Raw genomic sequence first — 19,600 nt, 5'->3', positions numbered from 1 at the left:
CAAATCTTGATTAATTTGAAAACTCGACTCTGGGCTGGCCAAAATCTCTTCCATTGTAATCTGGTGCGCAGGGGATCAATTCCGCCGCTGGAATGCCTGCATCAATAAGATATCGCTCAACCTTTCGACTACGCTCTTGTGCCAGCTTCTCAAACTCTTCACGCAAGAAAATAGGGGGGTTATGGTAAAAATCAGCAAGGAGACGGCGGCTACCTCTTAGGCCTACGGTAGACTCAGGATACATTGCGCTCCAGTCTCTGGCATTAGCTATACCGCACACTCCGGGGCGGGCCTTCGGATGTTTATGCAGTACAGTTACCATTTGCTGTAATTGCCCCATAGCCAAACTACTTAATTCTGAGCTGCCAGGAGCAAACTCAATTGAATCAAAGTCTTTTGCCATAAATCGTCCCCACGCCAACTTAACCAGCAGGTAAATTCCATAGGGAGTTAGGTAGCTTAACAAAGCATCGAAGATGGCTTTTTGCAGTAATTCACTGAAGACAAAGGATAGAGAAAACTTAGGATCTCGAATATTACCGGTTACAGGCATTCCAAATTTCACATTTCCCTGGCCATCTTTCAGCAACCATAAAGCCACATTTAATGGGATAATTTTTGATTTAACGGGCAGCTGGTCATCCTTACGAACACGACGCACTTTGATTTTTTCTAGCTCAACATCAGCAAAAGCATTCAATTGATTTTCCCGCACATGAATGCTAACCACCGCGTCCATTTGTCCTTGTAATATCTTATAACCAAGTAACTTAGCCATATAGGGAGTGGCCGGAATAAGATTTACATTCTCCATATACCCCGTTAAATCAGCATCCCATATGTTCTCCCCTAAGTAATCGATAGTTCCCCCCAGTTGAATGTCACCAAAACCACCAGGCCTGCCATTCGCTACCAACACTGCCGGTGGGTGTTCGCCGAGATTACTAAAATGGCTCAAATTTAGATTGATATCACGTACGGGCAGCCGAGCTCGAAACTCGTCCTGCCGATCAACCCAGGTGAAAGTGCCATGTCGAAGATGAACATCCCTTATATGGTAGGAAAGGGGGTCATTTTTTTCTCTCTCAACAGAAAGTCTGTTTACCCCTTTAAACCCTCTTAGCTCAGCTATTTCTTGCTTTATTGGGAATCTACCCCGCTCATCCCGCACTAAAATAAACCGCGGCTGTAGAAAATCAATAAATTCTACATTTAGTAATTTATAACGCCTATCGAAACTAAATCCTTCAATATGCAGTAATCTAAAGTCCCCCACTGTGCTATGTCGATGATACTCTGGCTCAACTGGATTCCTGTTAAAAAAGTGAAAATGAACCGCTTCCCCCCAGGAAAATCGCCACTCCTGAGCACTGATCGCAAATTGTGAAAGCGTTATACTCTCCCCCTCCACTAGCAGTTCACCTTGGGGAGAAAAAAGATCAACTTTTTTAGCCTTTAGTAAATTGAACTCCAGGCCCTGTCCAGCTGTAAAACCTCCATCCAGCTCCAAATCCCCCAGCCTGAAACAATGATCTCCCTCATCGAAATAGCCGTTGGGTATACAACTGGCAATATTATTCAATTGCAACTGCTGTACATGCACTGATCCAGAGCTGAAGCGTAGTTGTCTCACCCGTAGACTTTCTGTTTTTAACAGCTGTTCCGGTAGTGCCTGCGAAAATCCTGCTGCATGCATCTGTATATTTGCCGAACTAATATCGAAGACTTTAAATATTCTTCCGGAAAGCGTATTTTTACTTACTACTTTGCCAAGTTTCAGCCGTTCTAACTGATAACAAGGCGCTATCTTTCGGTCTTTAAGTAATCCTGCCGGAAGACAACCACTTATGTTGCCAACTTGTATCAGTGATTTCCCCTCGAAGGAAATATTATCCAATTGCAAGTTAGGTACCCTAATCGGTTTAGTATTTCTACGCACTAAAGACAATCCACTTAGCTCCATTGAACCCTTTAGAGAAAATGGTCTACTGAGTGATATTTTTTGCACACCAGGCATCAGGAGCTGGTCGAGCCCATAGCAACGTCGCGTATCCCCTGGGCTAGCCTGTTTCAATAGATGAATATTTACCTTCCTGTCGGAGTCAGGTAAACAGACCCTGATATTTTCCAGGCGAAAATTCGTAACGGAAAAATCTCCATCACCATCCCAGGTCATGCGCTGCCAGCTCATCTGTTGCAAGCCAGCCTGCAAGTAATTATTCCCTTTTTGCCAAAAAGCAACTGGTGCAGTTTGCATAGGTCCAAAATCCAAAAGAGCTGTATTTTCATTTAATCCAATACGAACCGGTCCTCTATTGAAGCGCAATCGAGGAGTTTCAATGCAATCAGCCAGCTGAAACCTATTTGCCTCACTAGGTAATAGCCTGTGCAAACCACAGATAAGAATGTTATCAATTTCCAGATGGTACAGATCGAGTGTATTGTGCGAGAAGGCGATTTTATCGACGGACAGCTTTGAGAGCTGCCAAAGTGGTTCTCCTGTTCCTATAGAAGTAAATTCTGTCTCTCCAATAGATAAGCCGCTACTACCAACTGAGTATATTTCTTTACTGAACACACAATGTGGCAATCGTTCTGCGGAATTTAAATGGCTAGGCAAGCAGGCAAATAGCGACTCTATGGATAAGTCCTGCATTTCTACCATAGAGTCTTGTGTGTTATTGCCAGACCATAGAAACTCCAGCTCAGGTATGGATAGTTTCTGGATTTCCAGTAATGGAATATTGCCACTTCCCAAAAGCTGCAGTTGCTCAATATCGCTGTCATCCAGATTACCCGATACCCGATCATGCCCAGCCTCCAGTTTAAAGTGCCCTCCGAGTTGCACTGTTTGCAATTCCACACATCGCAGCTTTTGGGTCAAAGTACTCTCTAAATCTGGCAGGCAGGCATGCAACTGGCCGACTGAGCTTTCGGGTAAGGCAATATAAGTGCTAAACGTATCAGCAGGAACAATACGAATCCTGGCCAATGGCAAGTTAAGGTCGGCCAGGTTAAGCAGGGGTCTGTTCTGTACAGTAGCTGCAGTGGCGCGGCCAATAGAAAGCTCCGCAGTGGCAAAATCCACCCCCCCCAGCCAGGCCAGCACAAGGGGGCGCTCTTGTTGCAGGTCGCGCACATCAAAGCAGGCTGGCATTTCCTGCGCTGCTGCTGACGAACGGTAAATCAATTTTGCCCATTCAGGGGGCAAACACCCATCCAATCGAAGGAGGGAGCTGCTCTGTAGCTTGAAATTAGGGGCACGAATACTGGCCAATGCCATACTCAGAGCCTCTCTCCCTGTTTTCGATTCCCTAAGGCGCCCCTTTTCCTTACCGTAATCCTCTTGCCCCACAGCGCCTTCCGTAGCTGAAAAGGCATTGGCCCATGGGTCCTCAACAGGTTCACGGCGAAAATACCCTTCACCGGTGCTGAATTTTTGCAGCAGAAGCCCCTTATTACCTCCTCTAGATTCTCCCAATAACAGCCGTTGCACTCCCAGCTTACCAAAGATGGCATAACCATCCTCACCACCTTGCCAGGCAAAATTCCCACGTCCATCCAGGCTATTCAGTTGCGCACAAAGTGGTTCCCAGCCCGTAGGCAACAATCCTCGCGACATGCAACCGGAAAGGGACTCGAGGGAAAAATTCTGAATCGAATAAGGTGTGTCGACACCCAAGGTATCAATTCCACGCCACTTTAATTTTTGCAATTGCAGCTGTTCTTCACCGAGTCCAGACAGCTTGAGCTGAGCAAGAGATAATGGTCCACTGGCAAAGCCCCAGGGAATTTCTAGTGGGGAAGAGCCGAAGCGTAAGGCAGCTTTTTCCTTAGCCCGCAAACCGACCAAACGTACGCAGTGATCCGGTTTTTTCCACATATCGCCGGGGACACAACCATTGGCAGTTCCCACCGCCAAGCTGTCCACAGCTAGGATGCGACTGGTGACATCAAATTCCAATGAACCCAATGCTGCTTGCTGAGCGGTTAAAGGCTGGCGATGGGGTTGAGCAACATCGAGATAGCGCAACTGCTGCGCAGCACTGGTTCCGGTTGTAATTTTAAGTCGATGGCTCCAGTCAAAAGTGGTTGGTTCAGGCACCTGCAAAGTGGTTGCGCGGATACAAAAATGATGATTGTTATCACGCAGGTGCTTAGGGCACCAATCAAATGCAGTAGCCCGGCCCCTGCGCCAATGTATCCGCTTTATTGAGCGGACAAAATCGAAGTCACGAATAGTGATGGTTCCAGCGCGCCAATCCTGCCAACGCTGATTACTCTGCCGGAGTAAGACGCCCTCCCCACTCGCATAACGCCAATGTGCCAATCCTTCACGGCCAAACCCAAATCGAAGATCACCTTCAACATTGAGGCGACGCGCAGCAGCGCAGTGGCCAACCAGGCGCTGTAAGCCGCGAATTGCATCAGCCCACTTCTGAGGCGGACAGCCAGAAAAAAGCTCTGCTTGAAAGGATTCCGCTCCGGTACGCAAACTTGGCCAACGGAAATCTCCTTGCTTCAAGTGCAGATGCGCCAAAGTAGTATTGTAATGTGTCGAATTTTTTTCCCTGGCCAACAATTCCTCTAATTGGATATCTGTAGCTGCGATATTGACCTTGAGGGGCACATCTCCCTTGCGCCACAGCCCCAGCAAAAAATCCTCTATTTTTGCATCGCCAACATAGGCACAGGTCGCAGTTGGCCAGACAGGCCGGTGGCGATAACAGAGTTCACTATCGCGTATCCTGGCCCAGCCGATACCCATTTTAAAATCACGATCCCTGCGCTTCACCTCTCCCAAGTCCCAGCCGCCCACTTCCCATTCCCGGTATTTTTCTCCGGGAACGGATTGCAAATCCATGTAGGCGCCACTTACCGAGGCGCGTGGTAAGTGGGCTCGCCCGCGCAGCAACTGCCACCAGCTGTAATCCAGTGTTACTTCACGTGCGGCAAACCCCCTTCCTTCACGATTGGAAGCACGCACCCCTACAGCCAGCACAGACAAATCTAGTAGGGACACCCGGAAATAGTCGGCATGAAAATCCAGGCCCCGCTCAGCCAGCCAGGCATCTGTTTTATCTCGCACGAAGTCCGAGGCGAAGATAGAAAAGCCTTCCAGTAGCAATAAGCCACCAACCAACCACCAAAGCAGATGGCGAAACTTAGTGTATTGATGGACGGGCTCTGGTGGCATTGGGAAAATAGCGCCGCAAAAAATAAATTAAGCGCAAGCTGCAACGACAGCCAAGCCAATAAAGTAAAGACCAGCACCTGTGTATTTTTTTACCCTGGCGCTTCGATTCGCGATAATAGGAGCCGGTGTCGTGCTATAGGTCTCACTTCAACTCATGCTGTCTACTATTTATCCAGAAGTGAATTTGCACGGCGGAAGAATTTGGCAGGCGATCAGGTTATATATCGCTGCGACCATTCCATTAAGTGAGCAATGAGTGAAATGCAGGAGCACCCAAATTACCAGGATATCGTTCTGGTCGGCGGTGGCCACGCCCATGCCATAGTGCTGCAAATGTGGGCTATGAACCCACTACCAGGCGCGCGTCTAACACTGGTTTCCCCACAAGTACAAACCGCCTATTCAGGCATGCTACCTGGTATGGTAGCGGGCCACTATTCATTGGATGACACCCATATAGATTTGATCCGGCTATGCCGTGCGGCTGGGGCTCGCTTTGTGCAGGCCTGTGCGCACCATATTGATCCCGAAGAACGTAAAATTTCCTTGTTGGGGCGCCCGCCACTGGAGTATGACCTACTGTCATTGGATGTGGGCGCGACTCCCGCACGGGAGCTGCCGGGTTCGGAGTTAGCAATCCCAATCAAGCCCATCGGGCACTTCTATCCTTTTTGGCAGAAACTTTTACAACATGTGCATAAGACCCGGGCACCGCTAAAACTCGGCATTGTCGGCGGTGGTGCTGGTGGCTGTGAACTGGCCATGGCAATGGCCCACGCACTGGAGGAGCAAATTTATTCCGGGCGTGTGCAGGTACACCTGATTCACGCCACGGAAAGAATCCCCCAAGGCTATCCACTGCTTGCACGCAAGCTTGCAGAGCGCGAACTCGACCGTCTCGGAGTACAGCTGCATCACAACTGGCCTGTTCAGGAGATTACAGAACAAGGCGTACGCAATAAATGCGGCGACCTGCTGGAACTCGACCAGGTACTCCTCTCCACTAATGCTTGTGCACCGCCATGGTTGGCTGATTCACAGCTTGCCCTGGATGAAAAGGGCTTTGTGCTGGTGGATCGCAGGCTGCGTGCCCAGGGCCGACAGGAAATTTTCGCTTGTGGTGATGTGGCCAGCTTTTCAGCAGAGCCACTGCCCAAAGCCGGCGTCTACGCCGTTCGCCAGGGGCCAATTCTATTCCATAACCTGCGCGCCACTCTCACTGGTCACCCGCTAAAGAGCTATCGCCCGCAAAAGAGCTTCCTGAGCTTGCTATCCTGTGGCGGCAAACGCGCCATCGCTGTACGCAATGGGATTGCCGTCTCAGGTGACCTGCTATGGCGCTGGAAAGACCATATTGATCGCACTTTTATGCAGCGCTTTAGCGACCTGCCCGTTGCTATGGAGGAAATGCCTGAGGCCCAACCCCGTGAAGTATTAACCCAACGCAACGGCATCTCATTGTCGGGTATGCGCTGCAACGGCTGTGGTGCCAAAGTCGGCGCAGAAGTTTTACGCCGCGCCTTACAGAAATTGCCCCCCCAGCAGTCAGAATATCTTTTACGTGGCGTGGGCGATGATGCCGCAGTGATGGACCTGCCCCCAGGCCAGTTGCTGGTCCAAAGCTCAGACCAGTTGAGGTCTATGGTGGCGGACCCCTGGTTGTTTGGACGAATTGCCACACTGCATGCACTCTCAGACTTGTTCGCCATGCATGCGCGCCCCGTCAGTGCACAAGTGCTGGCAACCCTGCCTACCGCCGCAGCAGAAATTACCCAACGAGATTTACAACAACTATTGGCCGGGGCCATTTACGAACTCAACCGCCACAATTGCACCCTATCCGGTGGTCATACTGCCGAAGGCGCGGAGATGCAGTTAGGGCTCACGGTGAATGGCTTGGCGGAACGTGAGCAGTTACTGGAAAAAAGCGGAGCTCGCGAGGGAGATTGCCTGGTGCTGAGCAAACCCCTCGGCATAGGCACAATTCTCGCAGCGGAGGGTATGGGTGAAGCTGAGGGGCGCTGGGTGCAGAAGGCCCTGGAGTGCATGCTGCTCAGCAATGCGAACGCAGCCGAAGTACTTGCCCAGCACAGCGCACGCGCCTTAACAGATGTTACAGGATTCGGCCTGCTCGGCCATCTGCTGGAAATGCTCGACGCCGATAAGCTTGGCGCCACACTAATCGCCGAACAACTTCCGCTGATTCCGGGTGCCGCTAAGTGTATCGAGCGCGGCTGGCTCTCCAGCCTGCAACCGCAGAACGCACGCGCCTACCTTTCTGTGGAAAACCCTCAGGAGTGGCAATCCCTTCCACACTGGGCACTGCTCGCAGATCCACAGACCAGTGGTGGGCTGCTCTCCGCCTTACCACAGGAACACGCTGAGGCCTGTGTGCGTGACCTGCTACAAAGCGGCTGCAGCCAGGCTGCAATCATTGGCGTTATCACCCACACTGATGGAGTGAAGCCCAGTGTGCGCCTGCAACGAGAAGGAAACTGGCGCCAGCTGATAACTCGCGACAATGAGGCGGTGCAAAGCCAGGTTTAAGTTGCCTCCAATACCGATGAGAGAGATACTGGCGCCAGAACAAGCGCCGGCAACCAAGTATTCCGGCGTATAGGTCTTCACAGATTGGGGAGTCGGCTTTTTAGCAATCGACAGGAAGACCAATCACCATGAAGAAAATCGTGATTGTTGGCGGAGGCGCCAGCGGCCTCCATCTGGCCACACGACTCGGACACTACTTCAACTTTACCCGGGGGCTGCCACGACGGCGTAAAACTCCCGCCGTACAAGTAACTCTGGTCGATAAAAATCGTACCCATATCTGGAAACCCCTGCTCCACCAAGTCGCTGCCGGCGCACTTGACGCCAATATGGACGCGCTCAATTATCAGGTTCATGCCCGCGCTAACGGTTATGAATTCCAACTTGGTGCACTGGAGTCCCTCGACAGGAAAAGACAAGTGCTGACACTTGGCCCTGTCAAGGACGACGACGGTGACGAACTGGTGCCGTCACGGGAGCTGGAGTACGACTACCTGGTGCTGTGCATCGGCAGCCAGAGTAATGACTTCAGTACTCCGGGAGTCCGCGAACACTGTGTGTTCCTCGATAGCAGCGAGCAAGCACAGAAATTCCACCAACAGTTGCTCAATCATTTTTTGCGCTTGGAAACCCATGTCGAGGAAAAACTGCAAATTGCTATCGTCGGCGGCGGTGCTACCGGCGTGGAGCTGTCCGCAGAGCTGGTAGATGCCAGTAAGTTAATGGGAAATTACGGCCGCATTCGCTCCAATGCCATTGAGATAACGGTCATTGAAGCCGGCCCACACCTACTACCAGCACTACCCGCGCGGCTGGGCAATAACGCCGAACGGGAATTGGCAAAGATGGGAGTGCGTGTGCTCACTGGCTGCAACATCGCCAGCGCCAGCGCCACGGACCTGACAACCCGCGACGGAGAGAAAATTCCTGCAACGATCCGCGTCTGGGCTGCCGGGGTAAAAGCCCCCGAGTTTCTCACCCACCTGGATGGCCTCGCCACTAATCGCCTCAACCAAATTGAAGTGACAACCACTCTGCAGACCCAAAGCGATCCCAAAATATTCGCCATGGGAGACTGTGCCAGCTGTATAGATGGAGATGAACAAAGAGTGCCACCCCGCGCCCAGGCTGCACAGCAGATGGCTACTCTGACTGCCGACAATCTGGTCGCCCTGATTGAAGACAAACCGTTGGAACATTTCTACTATCGCGATCGCGGCTCACTGGTCTCCCTGAGTAAGTACACTGCGATAGGTAACCTGATGGGCGCCCTGGTAAAAGGCAGCCTCACCGTAGAGGGGCGCATTGCCGGTTTTGCCTACCGCTCCCTCTACCGGATGCACTTGGCAGCGATTCACGGCTGGCCAAAGGCCATGCTGCTCTATCTGGTCGGCCAGGCCAATCGCGCGGTCAGCCCACGGCTAAAATTGCATTAGACCAAACACTCTGATTTGACTCACCACAGGGATTCGTAAATTATCAAGGCGCAGGGGTGCGCCTTAAGAAATTCAATATAGGCACTTGCCCCCATGCTGGTAGCGTAATTTTTTTGCGATCGACATAGTATCCAGCCGCATACCTATTCTGAGAATAAGAAAAAACCGATAAATATGCAGTATCAAAGTATTGTGGTCCTGACTGGTGCCGGAGTTTCAGCGGAATCCGGGATTCGCACCTTCCGCGGAGCCGATGGCCTGTGGGAAAACCATCGTATTGAAGACGTTGCTACGCCGGAAGCCTTCGCGCGTAATCCCCGCCTGGTGCAGCGCTTTTACAATGAGCGGCGCCGTCAATTGCTATCGGGTGAAATCAACCCCAATAGCGCCCATCATGCACTTGCAAGACTAGAACAAGAGTTTTCCGGAGAGTTCCTGCTGGTCACACAGAATATTGATGATCTACATGAAAGAGCCGGTAGCAGCAATTTGATTCACATGCACGGGGAGCTTCTGAAAGTGCGTTGCAGTACTAGCGGCCAGCTGTTTCCTATCGACTCAGACCTGGATACAAGCGACCTTTGCCACTGTTGCGCCCTGAGGGGCACCTTGCGGCCCCACGTAGTCTGGTTTGGGGAGATGCCCCTTCAAATGCGTAGCATTTACGATGCCCTGAGTCGGTGCGACCTATTTATCAGCATAGGTACCTCTGGCAACGTTTATCCCGCAGCGGGCTTTGTGGAATGTGCCAACCAGGCAGGTGCCCACAGCGTGGAACTCAATTTGGAGCGCAGCAGTGTTGGCGATGCCTTTGCCGAGCACCGCTATGGGCCCGCCTCTGAGGTCGTGGATTATTTTGTACGAGATCTATTGGGCTAAAATCCTTACGGTTCTTCCACAGCTGCTTCAGTTTTCGATTTACGCTCAGCTTTAGCACTACTATCGGCACCATAACGCTGTAACAAAGTTGTCACATCTCCGCGATTGCGTATCACGATATAAAGCCGATCGTACTCATCCAACTCCCTGATTGGCCGCCCCTTATCACCGCCCAACAGCTCCACCAGCTTTGGAGTTGTATTACTGTGACCCACAACCAGCACCCGCTTACCGGCCTGATCGAATTGCCGTGCAAATTCCTTCAGTTTACGGGGATTATACGTCTGAATCGGCAAACCCAACTCCGCAGCTAGTGGCTCTGCGGTCTCTTTGGTACGGACATAGTCAGTACTGTACACCGCATCAATACCCACCTCGCCAAGTACGCGTGCCAGCTGCTTGGCGCGCTGCCGCCCAGCTTCTGTCAGGTGCGGGTTTATTCCACTTTCCAGGCCCCGCTGCTTCTCAGCATGGCGCACTAAATAGATAACCTGGCTATCAGTAATTGCAGTTTCACTCTCAGCCCAAGCCGCCATTCCAAACAGGGCCAGGAGTGCGCAAGTAAAGCGAACCGTTAAACGGGACAACACGGATTAATACTCCCTATCAATAACTCAGTAAGACGTTATGCAGGCAATGATAGAGCAAGTAAATCGGAATGCGATAAAACGCAGGAGTATGCGCTCAATATGTAAAGAAAAGTAAATATATAGGGAAGGATATCCGGTGCCAATAAAACGGCACCGGACTAGCGATCAAAAAGAGATTAGATCTTCCACTCTTTTACAGTGTCCAATCCATACTCATCGATCCACTGGCTTAAAGCCTTCGGATTACGCTTTTTCTTTTCCACAGTGGCACCGGTATAAGGGTTGCGGTAGTGGCCGGTTTCCAGCTTGGGCTCCGCAGACTTACTGGCGGGCGCTGCACGACGACCGCGACGGGGAGAATCTCCCTCTTTCTTCAGGTGACGGGCAACACGGGACTTAAGAGTCTGAACAAAGTCCTGAGCATCCTCATCACCCAGCTGGCCAACCAGCCATTCAACAATTTGCTGACCGCGGGCGACGAAGAACTCTTCCTCTTCCATCTGGTATTCCGCAGCCAAATTAACCAGCGCCTTATCGAAAGCGATTACGCCATCTTTTTTACGTTCTGCCTGGGCCATTTGCTCCTGCAGCTCTTCGATTCTCGCCTGGTGTTCGGCGATTTGTTGTTCAAGTTGTTCGTATTCCTGAAACATTCAATAAACCTCAACGACGGTTATTAAAAAATACAGAGGAAACCCTGTGACGGCAATCGACACAGAGTCGAGTCCCGGGTATTCGAAATATAAAAATTTGTAAACAACAGCGTTAACCGATTGAGTGCGGTTAAGAACTGTAATATTCGACACATTACGAACGGGCCGAAACAAAAAAGTAGATACCGCTGCGCAGGTGGACTCCAACGCTAGATATAATCGGCAAATACATTATTTAAAACTAACCGAGTTCAGCCAAAAGTGGTGATATGCCCGAATGGCTGGTTATATTTCTCGGCTGAGGTCGCGAATAATAAGCTTTCGCCAATAAATATCAACTGTTTACACACTGTCATTTGAATATAATATGGATCTTCGCCCATATCGCTACTAAAAAGTAACAAAGGCGGGGATATCTCCCTCAATGAAGGGATATTCAACTGTTCCTGTATTGGCTATATTGTACCTGCAGTCGCCAATTGCAAATTACTATGCTGGGCATTGCAATAGAGTTCATTGCCAAAAACTATTGGATACTTATTGTCAGCTATGTCCAATCTCCACAATATCCATCATATGCCCACACTTGCGGCATTAATGACGCCCTTTCCCTACCACATTGATATCGATGCCACTGTCGAGGACGCTTTGGCTGTGATGGAGGAGCACAAGGTACGCCACTTACCAGTTACTCGAGCGGGTGAACTGGAAACTGTTATCTCCAGGGGAGATATAGAACGCGCTAATGCACCCGGCCATCGCCTGGAAGAGCAGCAGCTATACGTGCATGACCTCTGTGCACGGCGCCCCTTTATCGCCGATATCCACGACCCCCTCGATAAAATCCTATTGGCCATGGCCGATACCGGGATCGGCTCGGTATTGGTAATGCGCGAGGGAGAACTGGTGGGTATTGTGACAGTGACCGATATATTGCGTTTTTGCAGTAACTACATGGCGGAGTTAGCCCAGCCGGTAGACGATTCCATCGCCTGATTTCGGTAAAAAAGCAATTTCACAAGGGCCAGACCCACAACAGCATGGGGATACTGACTAATACGACCAGTATCTCCAGAGGCAGCCCCATGCGCCAGTAGTCACCGAAATCAAATCCTCCCGGTCCAAGGATTAATGTATTGTTCTGGTGTCCGACCGGAGTCAGAAAAGCACAGGATGCGCCGATGGCCACTGCCATCAGGAAACTGTCCGGGTTTACTGCCAGCTGCTCCGCAGTGCTAAAGGCGATGGAGCACATCACCGCCGCAGTCGCGACATTGTTCATAAAATCCGACAGGGTCATGGTGACAATCAAGATCAGCGCTAATGCCACTACCGCACTGCCCTGGGCCAGATTATCCAGCAATACCTGCGCTAACAGGTCTGCGGCACCAGTGGTTTCTATCACGTCCGCTACTGCAATCAGGGTACCCAACAATACGATTACCGAGCCATCCAGGGACTCATAAATATTTCGTAACGGTACAACCTTCAATGCCATAAACGCCAATACGCAGGCAGCAAATGAGATCGCAGCGGGAATTAAACCAAAAGCAGCTCCCCCAACCGCCAGAGCCATAGCAATTAGTGCTATGGCTGACTTTTCCTTATTCGGCATACTGATATCCCGCTGTGCCAGGGGGACGCAACCCTGCTCGCGGGCGAAATGATTCAAGTTGTCATCTGCCCCCATCATTAACAGGGCATCTCCGGCCAGTATCGGGGTAGAGCGCAACCTACGCACTGAGCGACGTCCCCGCCGGGAGAGAGCTAACAGGTGAATCTGGTAGCGCGCAGACAGATGTAAGAATTGGATAGAGCGCCCAACCAAAAGGGAGTTGGGCATCACCACGAGCTCACGCAGCTGCATTTCCTCACGGTGATTAGAGTTTTTTTCCTTCTCTGCCGATTTCTCTTTACGCCCAGCTGTGGCTTGACTCATTTTATCTTTCAATTCTTCTTTATCTTTCTGCACACTCTCCGATTCCCCCACCATCTTGAGACCGAGGCTCGACAAGCTGGCCGCGAGGGATTCGGGTTCAGCCTCAATAACCAGAATGTCTCCGCTGTGCGCTCGGTGCCAAGGAGTAGCTGGCGAAACTCGGGCATCGTTATGAACAATCCCTACAACCTGAGCATCTTCAGCACCAAGCAGTTTTCCAATCTCGCGAAGGCTCTTACCTGCAGCGGCACTCTTTTCGCCTACAACCGCCTCGGTAAGGTAGGTACCTGTGTCAAAACTGGAGGCTCCAGCCTGACTGCGCCCCGGTACTAAGCGCCAACCAATCAGACCGATGAACAGCAGTCCAACGACCGTCACTAGTAGGCCCACCGGAGTAAAATCAAACATACCGTAACTGCCAGCACCTGCACTGGCACGAAAGCCCGATACCACCAGGTTCGGTGGGGTGCCAATCAGGGTAGTCATACCGCCGAGAATAGTGGCGAAGGAGAGCGGCATCAGAATTTTGCCGGGAGCTATATTCTGTTTCTCAGCCATATCGGCAGCCACTGGCATCAGCAACGCCAAGGCACCAATGTTATTCATAAAACTCGACAGAAATGCGCCGAGACCGGTAAGCAATAAAATACCCAAGGTGATATTGCCGCTACGCGGTACCACTCGCTGTGCCAGAGCATCCATGGCCCCGGTGTTTTGCAGGCCTCGGCTGATGATTAACACGCAGGCCACAGTCACCACCGCAGGATGTCCAAATCCGTTAAAGGCATTCTCAGCAGGTATTAAGCCGGTAAACACACAGGCAAGCAGGGATGCCAGTGCCACCATATCGTGTCGCCAAGGGCCCCAAATAAACAGCGCAATGGTCACCGCGAGGATGGCTAAAATAAGCAACTGGTCGAGAGTCATAAATTAGGTATGTCCTGAACACGGCATTCGCGAGAATTTCGTCGCGATGACTTATTCAGGGTATACAAGGAACAGTATCGAGCGAGCAATTGAGTGTCAGAACACTGATAGAATCAGTGCCGCTATTTCCAAAGGCAACTCTGTCAGCTTCACCCTTAAATAGACGTGATAAGTAATCACACATCCCTATGCGATATTAATTATTGATTCATCGATGCGTTAATTCGCCAGGGAAAAAGTGACCGCGCGCTCCTCCAGCGGGTAAAAGATTGTACCCACTTTGATACAGACCCGGCTGGTACTGCAGGAAAACCAACCCGTATACCCTGTTACCTGAAGACTCCTATGACTGCTCGCCATCTGCTGTAGCAGGCGTTGGGCCCAGGGCCTCAGCTCCTTACCATCATAACCAGAGCCACAAGCACAGACATGCAGGTTAACGAAGTTAGCCGGTAAGCCTTCCTTGACCAAAGTGCTCGCCAATTGGGTTGGCGTATAGGTTTTCCACTCACCTCCCTGCCATTGCGCCATACCATTTACGTATACTTTCTTTTGTTTGTTATTACCACTATTGCGTTGGGCCCCAATCATCTTTCCATCGGGTGCACCTGTGCCATGGGTAACTATGTAAAGAGTGTCAGCTGGGGTAAGTTTACTGAGACACTTATCCACCCATCGGTACATAGCCTTGCCAACTCCGGAAGTCACCTTATTGGCGAGGATCTGGTTTGCAGGAATATTCCAGGCACCGGCCAGATCTTTTGCAAATTCCTGCATTTCATCGCTGTTAACTGGAATGTAGATATATTTTTTTGCCATTTCTTACATTTTCCCTGGAGTTGCGCATACTTTTCCAAATTAAACACTGAATTTCCACTCAGGCTGAGTGAAAATGCCACTGGCAATCAGGAGAAACATTCATCCCCGGTAATATTCAACGCTGACTCTGAACAGGAGCCAGGAAAATCAATAATAATTTTCCCTCCTGAAATTCATGCACATTAATGAACCACAAAAAAATCAGATAATCAATCCTAAATTCAGGTTAGAGGTTGTACCTACCCCGCAATTGTTTTTCATCCTTTAACTTAGCAGCAATCCAAAAACAATCAGTTGCAATCCCTATTTGAAGACAGGGGAAATTCACTCGCTATATTAGTTTTACACAGCACCAGCTAACGCTTTTATAATTATTTTTTACCATATTTTTTGGACCTCCTTATTTTGTGCACAACTTACCACCAAATTCACCTTTGACGACATATCTTGCTCCACACTTTCACGAGTTGCCAATTCTCCAATATGATGCTTTTTACTGATGACTGCCTGGGCAGGAAAACCTCAAAAGATAAGAATCAAAAATAAAATTAGGGGAACATAAAAAATATGACAAAAATAGAAGAGGCGGACGCTCAGATTAACTTTTACACATGGTGTAAATATCAGGTTACTTCCAACTAACGGCCTACTACATAAGTTACATTTTCAGACAGATAAATATTATTACAGTTTATTGAAAATTTTTTCTAAATTACACTTCACGAATAAAAATTCACACAATCAATTTTCCCGTAAAGAGTTTTTCTCTCGGCAGAAATAGATTGATTGACAATAAGGCTTACCTCTCCATATTAGGGAAAAGTACAGCCTCTAATAAGTTGGTTAAAACTACTAAGCATTTATACCCTCAAATAAGCTGGTAACAGCAAAACCTGCTGCCTGTTCCACACTAGCCTGCCCCTGACCGATCAACCACCAAGCTGAGTAAACCTGGGCATCAATCATTGAACTTATCCACTCGATGGACAAATCCTTGCGAATGTCGCCATCTTTTTGCGCCTGTTCTATCAGACCCGTTAAATCATCCATCTGCTGACCATAATACGCCAGCACTTCTAAATCACCCTCTGCGATATTCCACAGAGATAGCAGGAAATGATAACTATCTGCCAGGGGCATCAGAGCCTCGAGCCCCCTGCGCACCTTTTCCCGAGCCGAGAGCTTGCAATCTGTATAGATGGGCCGCAGAACCTGGCTGGTTAACTTAAAACACTCTCTGGCTATTTCCAGGATCAACTCCTCACGGGTTTCAAAGTGCCGGTAGAGGGTTGCCCTTCCCACCCCGGCAACTTCGGCTACTTCTTTCAGGCTGGCTTTTGGGTTCTTCATCAGTAGCTCCTTGCCGGCTTCAATAAGGCGGGCTCGGGAGCGACTGACTCTGGAATCATTGGTATTCATAGCAACTCTTTTTTGAGACACAGTTGTCTCATTAATGTCTGACGGTTATGATACATAAATGTCTCATAAAAATTTTACACTGTGAGTGGCTCCATGAGTACTGATGATGAAGACTTGTTATCCGAATATCGACGCACGGCCAATTCCCAGCTTCCTAACGCCCACTGTTTGCCCTTCGGGGCATATACGTGCGAGACCATATTTCACAGGGAAATGGAGAGCATCTTTGAAGGGGGTTGGGTGTTTGCCGCTGCCGAAGCAAGCCTCTCTAAACAGGGAGATTACTGTGCCATTAATATTGGACGTATACCTGTAGCTGTGATTCGTGGGGCAGATGGACAGCTGCGGGCTCTGTCCAATACCTGCCGGCACAGAGGCACACCATTGCTGGATACCGGCTTGGGCAATGTTAATAAGCGCATAGTCTGCCCATATCATGCTTGGAGCTACAGCCTGGAAGGTTCTTTACTCGGAGTACCCTTCACTGGAAAACAGGAGGTGAACAAAGCCAGGCACTGTCTACCTATCTACCCGGTAGAAACCTGGAATGGCCTGGTATTTGTAGATGTCAGTGGTCAGGCACCCCCCCTCTCAAAACAGCTTTCCAGCTTATCAAATTACCTGCCAATCCAACAGCTTGACGTTTTTGATGCATTCGAGCCTGGCAAAACCGAGTATTGGTCTGCCAACTGGAAAGTGGTGATGGAAAATGCCATGGAGAGTTACCACCTGTTCAAAGTACATCGGAAAACCTTAGAAACAGTCACACCAACCCAAGATGCCTACTATACCGCGGGCTGCAGCAGATGGGCCCTGACTGGAGGCACAATCAAGTCCTTTCTTGGCTTTGGCAAGCCAGAACATTACCAACTACTGATGCTGCCTCCTAACTTTGTTGCCATTATCGATCCTGTCTCTTTTAGCTGGATGTCCGTTATTCCACGCCATGCGGGTGAAACAGAGGTCCAATCCGGTTCACTGATTTACAACGGCCATGGCAGCAATCGCTCTACCCGTAAATTTACGGACAGATTCTTTGCCGAAGACCAATGGATTTGTGAACGAGTTCAACGAGGTATGAACTCATGCTCTGGAAAAGGCGGCACTCTAGTTGAGGCAGAGCGCATTGTTGTGGATTTTCACCACTTTCTTGCTTCGCGCCTATTTGGCTGTCCCAGTATCCCTATTTATCGAACATCTACGAGCCGGGAGAGTAGAAATTGAAACTTTGTCATGCCTTACTTTTAACAGGTGTTATTGCCGGCTCAGTGACTTTTCTTGCCTGGGCCCAGCCTTTAGCTCCTGAAACAAGAGCACATATAACCAATGCAGCGAGTGAACCAGGAATTGCCACAAAATCTGATGCTAAATCCTTAACGCAATCAGGTTCAGAGATTCTTCCAAAAAGAATCTATGGCATGACCCGCTTCATTGCTTTGGAAAACGCTGGCAACCTGGTTGAATTACTATTGCAGCGCGAGGATGTATACACTCGGCTTAAACCGGGCCCTCATAAGATATTTATTATCTACCAGAAATTTTCGAAGAACTACCATGAAGCCCGGGTAACGGTAGGGTTACCGAAGGAAAGCTTCTTATTTCTGAGCAACGTCAGTGAGCCCATACCGGATGGTGATGTCACCCACATTGGAGGAAGCACGGATACTTCCCCAGATGGACTTGAAGGGCACTGGCAACTGGTTCACTTTGGCCCAACACTGCAAGCAGTCATTGAGAAATATACTCTGTCAGAAGACGGGATTGTTCGCTCTGTTGATATTTATCAGGTTAATGAGAAACAGTGACATGAACTTTTTAACTGCAATGTTTACCCATGAACAGATTGAACACTTAGAGGTGTGGGTGAATGATGGCTTCTTTTTACTGGCTATGGTGGTATTTGTATTCGAACTGCTACGTTATGCTCTCAAGCGCAAACTGACCCTAAACATGCTAGGTGATTCGGCTAGCAACTTCATTACCCTGGCTGCTTTTATTGCAATTACCTCATTAATTGCTGCGCTTTTTTATGTGGCCGCATTTTTCTTTGTTTTTGAAAATTTCAGCATCGTCCAACTACCCATTACCGGCTGGACCATCATGGCCTGCCTGATCCTTGCTGATCTGGCTTACTACTGGGAGCACCGCTTTGCCCACAGAGTCAATTTAGCCTGGGCTTCCCATACAGTGCACCACAGCTCACCCTATTTTAATATTTCTGTAGCCTACCGATTTGGACCACTGGATGGCTTGTTGCCTTTTTTCTTTTACCTGCCATTAGCCATGCTCGGGTTTAATCCGCTTCTCATTTTCTTTAGCGAAATGATTGTGCAGGTTTACCAAACATTACTGCATACTGAGGCAGTTAAAAAACTACCTAGACCGATCGAATGGATTTTAAATACCCCATCCCATCACCGGGTGCATCATGCTGCTAATCGTGAGTATCTGGATAAAAATTATGCCGGTATTCTAATTATTTGGGACCGGATTTTTGGAACCTTTGCTGAGGAAAAATCAACTGTGCGGTACGGGGTTTTTCCCAGAATTAACAGCATCAACCCGTTTACCATCTTTTGCCACGGCTACGCCAAGCTATTCCGGCAGCTCTGGCAGGCTAATGGCTGGAAAGCACGCTGGCATCTATTGATAAAATCCCCTGAGTGGATATGGAAACATCACCAGAATCGCAATAGCTTTCAACAAAATTAAATACTGTGCACCAATAAAGGCAGATTTTTCTATCTATTAACTATAAATTAAATGGTTCTATCTCATAAGCTATTTTGACCATTTTTTGATAAGTGATACTCACGAACAAGCCTGAACTAGTTAACAAAGACAAAGCGATAATTGCACCCTATTTATTCTCATAACTTAATCTGGCATCAATGTGGCAGAGTATTTCTCCTAAAATCCCAATAGAGAAACAGAAGTAAAAGAGATCCATTTTGTTACGCTCAACAATTTCTCAGGAACAGCCCTGCCACTCGCTATATTTGTTGGATATTCCATATTACATACGGACTATTAGTGCTTTTTTACCATCGACAACATATCTTATCTTCCATATCTCAGTTTTCCTAACTCCGGCGAATGACTTTCAAAGCCAGGATATTCTCTTCAGGCATCTGGTTCACAGAAGCGGCATCAAGTATCTTATCGATATTCCCCATATTAATAGAGAGGCTTCC

13 protein-coding genes are annotated in these 19,600 nt (G+C 49.2%); 7 read left to right on the top strand and 6 right to left on the bottom strand.

Annotation, left to right across the window (positions count from 1 at the left end; all coding sequences use genetic code 11):
* Window positions 1–10: 10 nt before the first annotated feature.
* Window positions 11–5,197, bottom strand: a complete 5,187-nt coding sequence (locus ACJJIP_RS01625; RefSeq protein WP_444946097.1) for a DUF748 domain-containing protein — start codon at window positions 5,195–5,197, stop codon at window positions 11–13.
* Between the two features lie 252 nt (window positions 5,198–5,449).
* Between ACJJIP_RS01625 and ACJJIP_RS01620 the strand changes: the two genes are divergently transcribed.
* The 3 genes from ACJJIP_RS01620 to cobB all read left to right on the top strand — a co-directional run bounded on the left by ACJJIP_RS01620 (window position 5,450) and on the right by cobB (window position 10,059).
* Window positions 5,450–7,744: a slr1591 family oxidoreductase gene (locus ACJJIP_RS01620; protein ID WP_444946096.1), complete on the top strand. Its 2,295-nt coding sequence runs from the start codon at window positions 5,450–5,452 to the stop codon at window positions 7,742–7,744.
* A 128-nt stretch (window positions 7,745–7,872) separates the two neighbouring features.
* Window positions 7,873–9,180 carry an NAD(P)/FAD-dependent oxidoreductase gene (locus tag ACJJIP_RS01615; RefSeq protein WP_444902594.1) on the top strand — a complete coding sequence of 436 codons (1,308 nt, stop codon included), beginning with the start codon at window positions 7,873–7,875 and terminating at the stop codon, window positions 9,178–9,180.
* 129 nt (window positions 9,181–9,309) lie between these two features.
* Entirely contained in the window at window positions 9,310–10,059 is a 750-nt protein-coding gene (cobB, locus tag ACJJIP_RS01610; RefSeq protein ID WP_281165758.1) for a Sir2 family NAD+-dependent deacetylase, read from the top strand.
* A 5-nt stretch (window positions 10,060–10,064) separates the two neighbouring features.
* Here cobB and ACJJIP_RS01605 read toward each other — a convergent pair whose 3' ends face one another.
* Both ACJJIP_RS01605 and ACJJIP_RS01600 read right to left on the bottom strand, forming a co-directional pair.
* Window positions 10,065–10,649 (bottom strand): SixA phosphatase family protein, encoded by a 585-nt coding sequence (locus tag ACJJIP_RS01605; protein WP_020414423.1) that lies wholly within the window; start codon window positions 10,647–10,649, stop codon window positions 10,065–10,067.
* Window positions 10,650–10,825: 176 nt separating this feature from the next.
* Complete coding sequence (locus ACJJIP_RS01600; RefSeq protein WP_020414422.1) at window positions 10,826–11,302, bottom strand: DNA binding protein; 477 nt, start codon at window positions 11,300–11,302, stop codon at window positions 10,826–10,828.
* A 549-nt stretch (window positions 11,303–11,851) separates the two neighbouring features.
* On the opposite strand from ACJJIP_RS01600, the gene ACJJIP_RS01595 reads away from it, so the two are divergent.
* On the top strand, window positions 11,852–12,298 hold the full coding sequence (locus ACJJIP_RS01595; protein ID WP_444946095.1) for a CBS domain-containing protein: 447 nt from the start codon (window positions 11,852–11,854) through the stop codon (window positions 12,296–12,298).
* A gap of 19 nt (window positions 12,299–12,317) precedes the next feature.
* On the opposite strand, the gene ACJJIP_RS01590 is transcribed toward ACJJIP_RS01595, so the two are convergent.
* From ACJJIP_RS01590 to ACJJIP_RS01580, 3 genes are all read right to left on the bottom strand, one after another.
* Entirely contained in the window at window positions 12,318–14,168 is a 1,851-nt protein-coding gene (locus ACJJIP_RS01590) for an SLC13 family permease (protein ID WP_020414420.1), read from the bottom strand.
* Between the two features lie 219 nt (window positions 14,169–14,387).
* Entirely contained in the window at window positions 14,388–14,987 is a 600-nt protein-coding gene (locus tag ACJJIP_RS01585) for a hypothetical protein (protein WP_020414419.1), read from the bottom strand.
* An 852-nt stretch (window positions 14,988–15,839) separates the two neighbouring features.
* Entirely contained in the window at window positions 15,840–16,406 is a 567-nt protein-coding gene (locus ACJJIP_RS01580) for a TetR/AcrR family transcriptional regulator (protein ID WP_353375602.1), read from the bottom strand.
* A 93-nt stretch (window positions 16,407–16,499) separates the two neighbouring features.
* Between ACJJIP_RS01580 and ACJJIP_RS01575 the strand changes: the two genes are divergently transcribed.
* Genes ACJJIP_RS01575 through ACJJIP_RS01565 form a run of 3 tightly spaced genes read left to right on the top strand, consistent with a single transcriptional unit; the run spans window position 16,500 to window position 19,118 of the window.
* Window positions 16,500–17,630, top strand: coding sequence for an aromatic ring-hydroxylating oxygenase subunit alpha (locus ACJJIP_RS01575; RefSeq protein WP_444946094.1), 1,131 nt, complete (start codon window positions 16,500–16,502; stop codon window positions 17,628–17,630).
* A gap of 44 nt (window positions 17,631–17,674) precedes the next feature.
* On the top strand, window positions 17,675–18,211 hold the full coding sequence (locus ACJJIP_RS01570) for a hypothetical protein (protein ID WP_353375600.1): 537 nt from the start codon (window positions 17,675–17,677) through the stop codon (window positions 18,209–18,211).
* Between the two features lies 1 nt (window position 18,212).
* The gene (locus ACJJIP_RS01565) at window positions 18,213–19,118 is read left to right on the top strand and encodes a sterol desaturase family protein (protein ID WP_353375599.1); all 906 of its coding nucleotides are present in this window, start codon (window positions 18,213–18,215) and stop codon (window positions 19,116–19,118) included.
* Window positions 19,119–19,600: the final 482 nt, after the last annotated feature.

This window comes from Microbulbifer variabilis, from assembly GCF_052467165.1.
The sequence above is the reverse complement of the archived record's forward strand: the minus strand, read 5'-3'. Positions and strand labels throughout refer to the sequence as shown.

Bases quoted from the DNA above. Each gene is read 5' to 3' on its own strand.
- ACJJIP_RS01625 (WP_444946097.1), bottom strand. From the start codon at position 5,197: ATGCCACCAGAGCCCGTCCATCAATACACTAAGTTTCGCCATCTGCTT.
- ACJJIP_RS01620 (WP_444946096.1), top strand. From the start codon at position 5,450: ATGAGTGAAATGCAGGAGCACCCAAATTACCAGGATATCGTTCTGGTC.
- ACJJIP_RS01615 (WP_444902594.1), top strand. From the start codon at position 7,873: ATGAAGAAAATCGTGATTGTTGGCGGAGGCGCCAGCGGCCTCCATCTG.
- ACJJIP_RS01600 (WP_020414422.1), bottom strand. From the start codon at position 11,302: ATGTTTCAGGAATACGAACAACTTGAACAACAAATCGCCGAACACCAG.
- ACJJIP_RS01595 (WP_444946095.1), top strand. From the start codon at position 11,852: ATGTCCAATCTCCACAATATCCATCATATGCCCACACTTGCGGCATTA.
- ACJJIP_RS01590 (WP_020414420.1), bottom strand. From the start codon at position 14,168: ATGACTCTCGACCAGTTGCTTATTTTAGCCATCCTCGCGGTGACCATT.
- ACJJIP_RS01585 (WP_020414419.1), bottom strand. From the start codon at position 14,987: ATGGCAAAAAAATATATCTACATTCCAGTTAACAGCGATGAAATGCAG.
- ACJJIP_RS01580 (WP_353375602.1), bottom strand. From the start codon at position 16,406: ATGAATACCAATGATTCCAGAGTCAGTCGCTCCCGAGCCCGCCTTATT.
- ACJJIP_RS01575 (WP_444946094.1), top strand. From the start codon at position 16,500: ATGAGTACTGATGATGAAGACTTGTTATCCGAATATCGACGCACGGCC.
- ACJJIP_RS01565 (WP_353375599.1), top strand. From the start codon at position 18,213: ATGAACTTTTTAACTGCAATGTTTACCCATGAACAGATTGAACACTTA.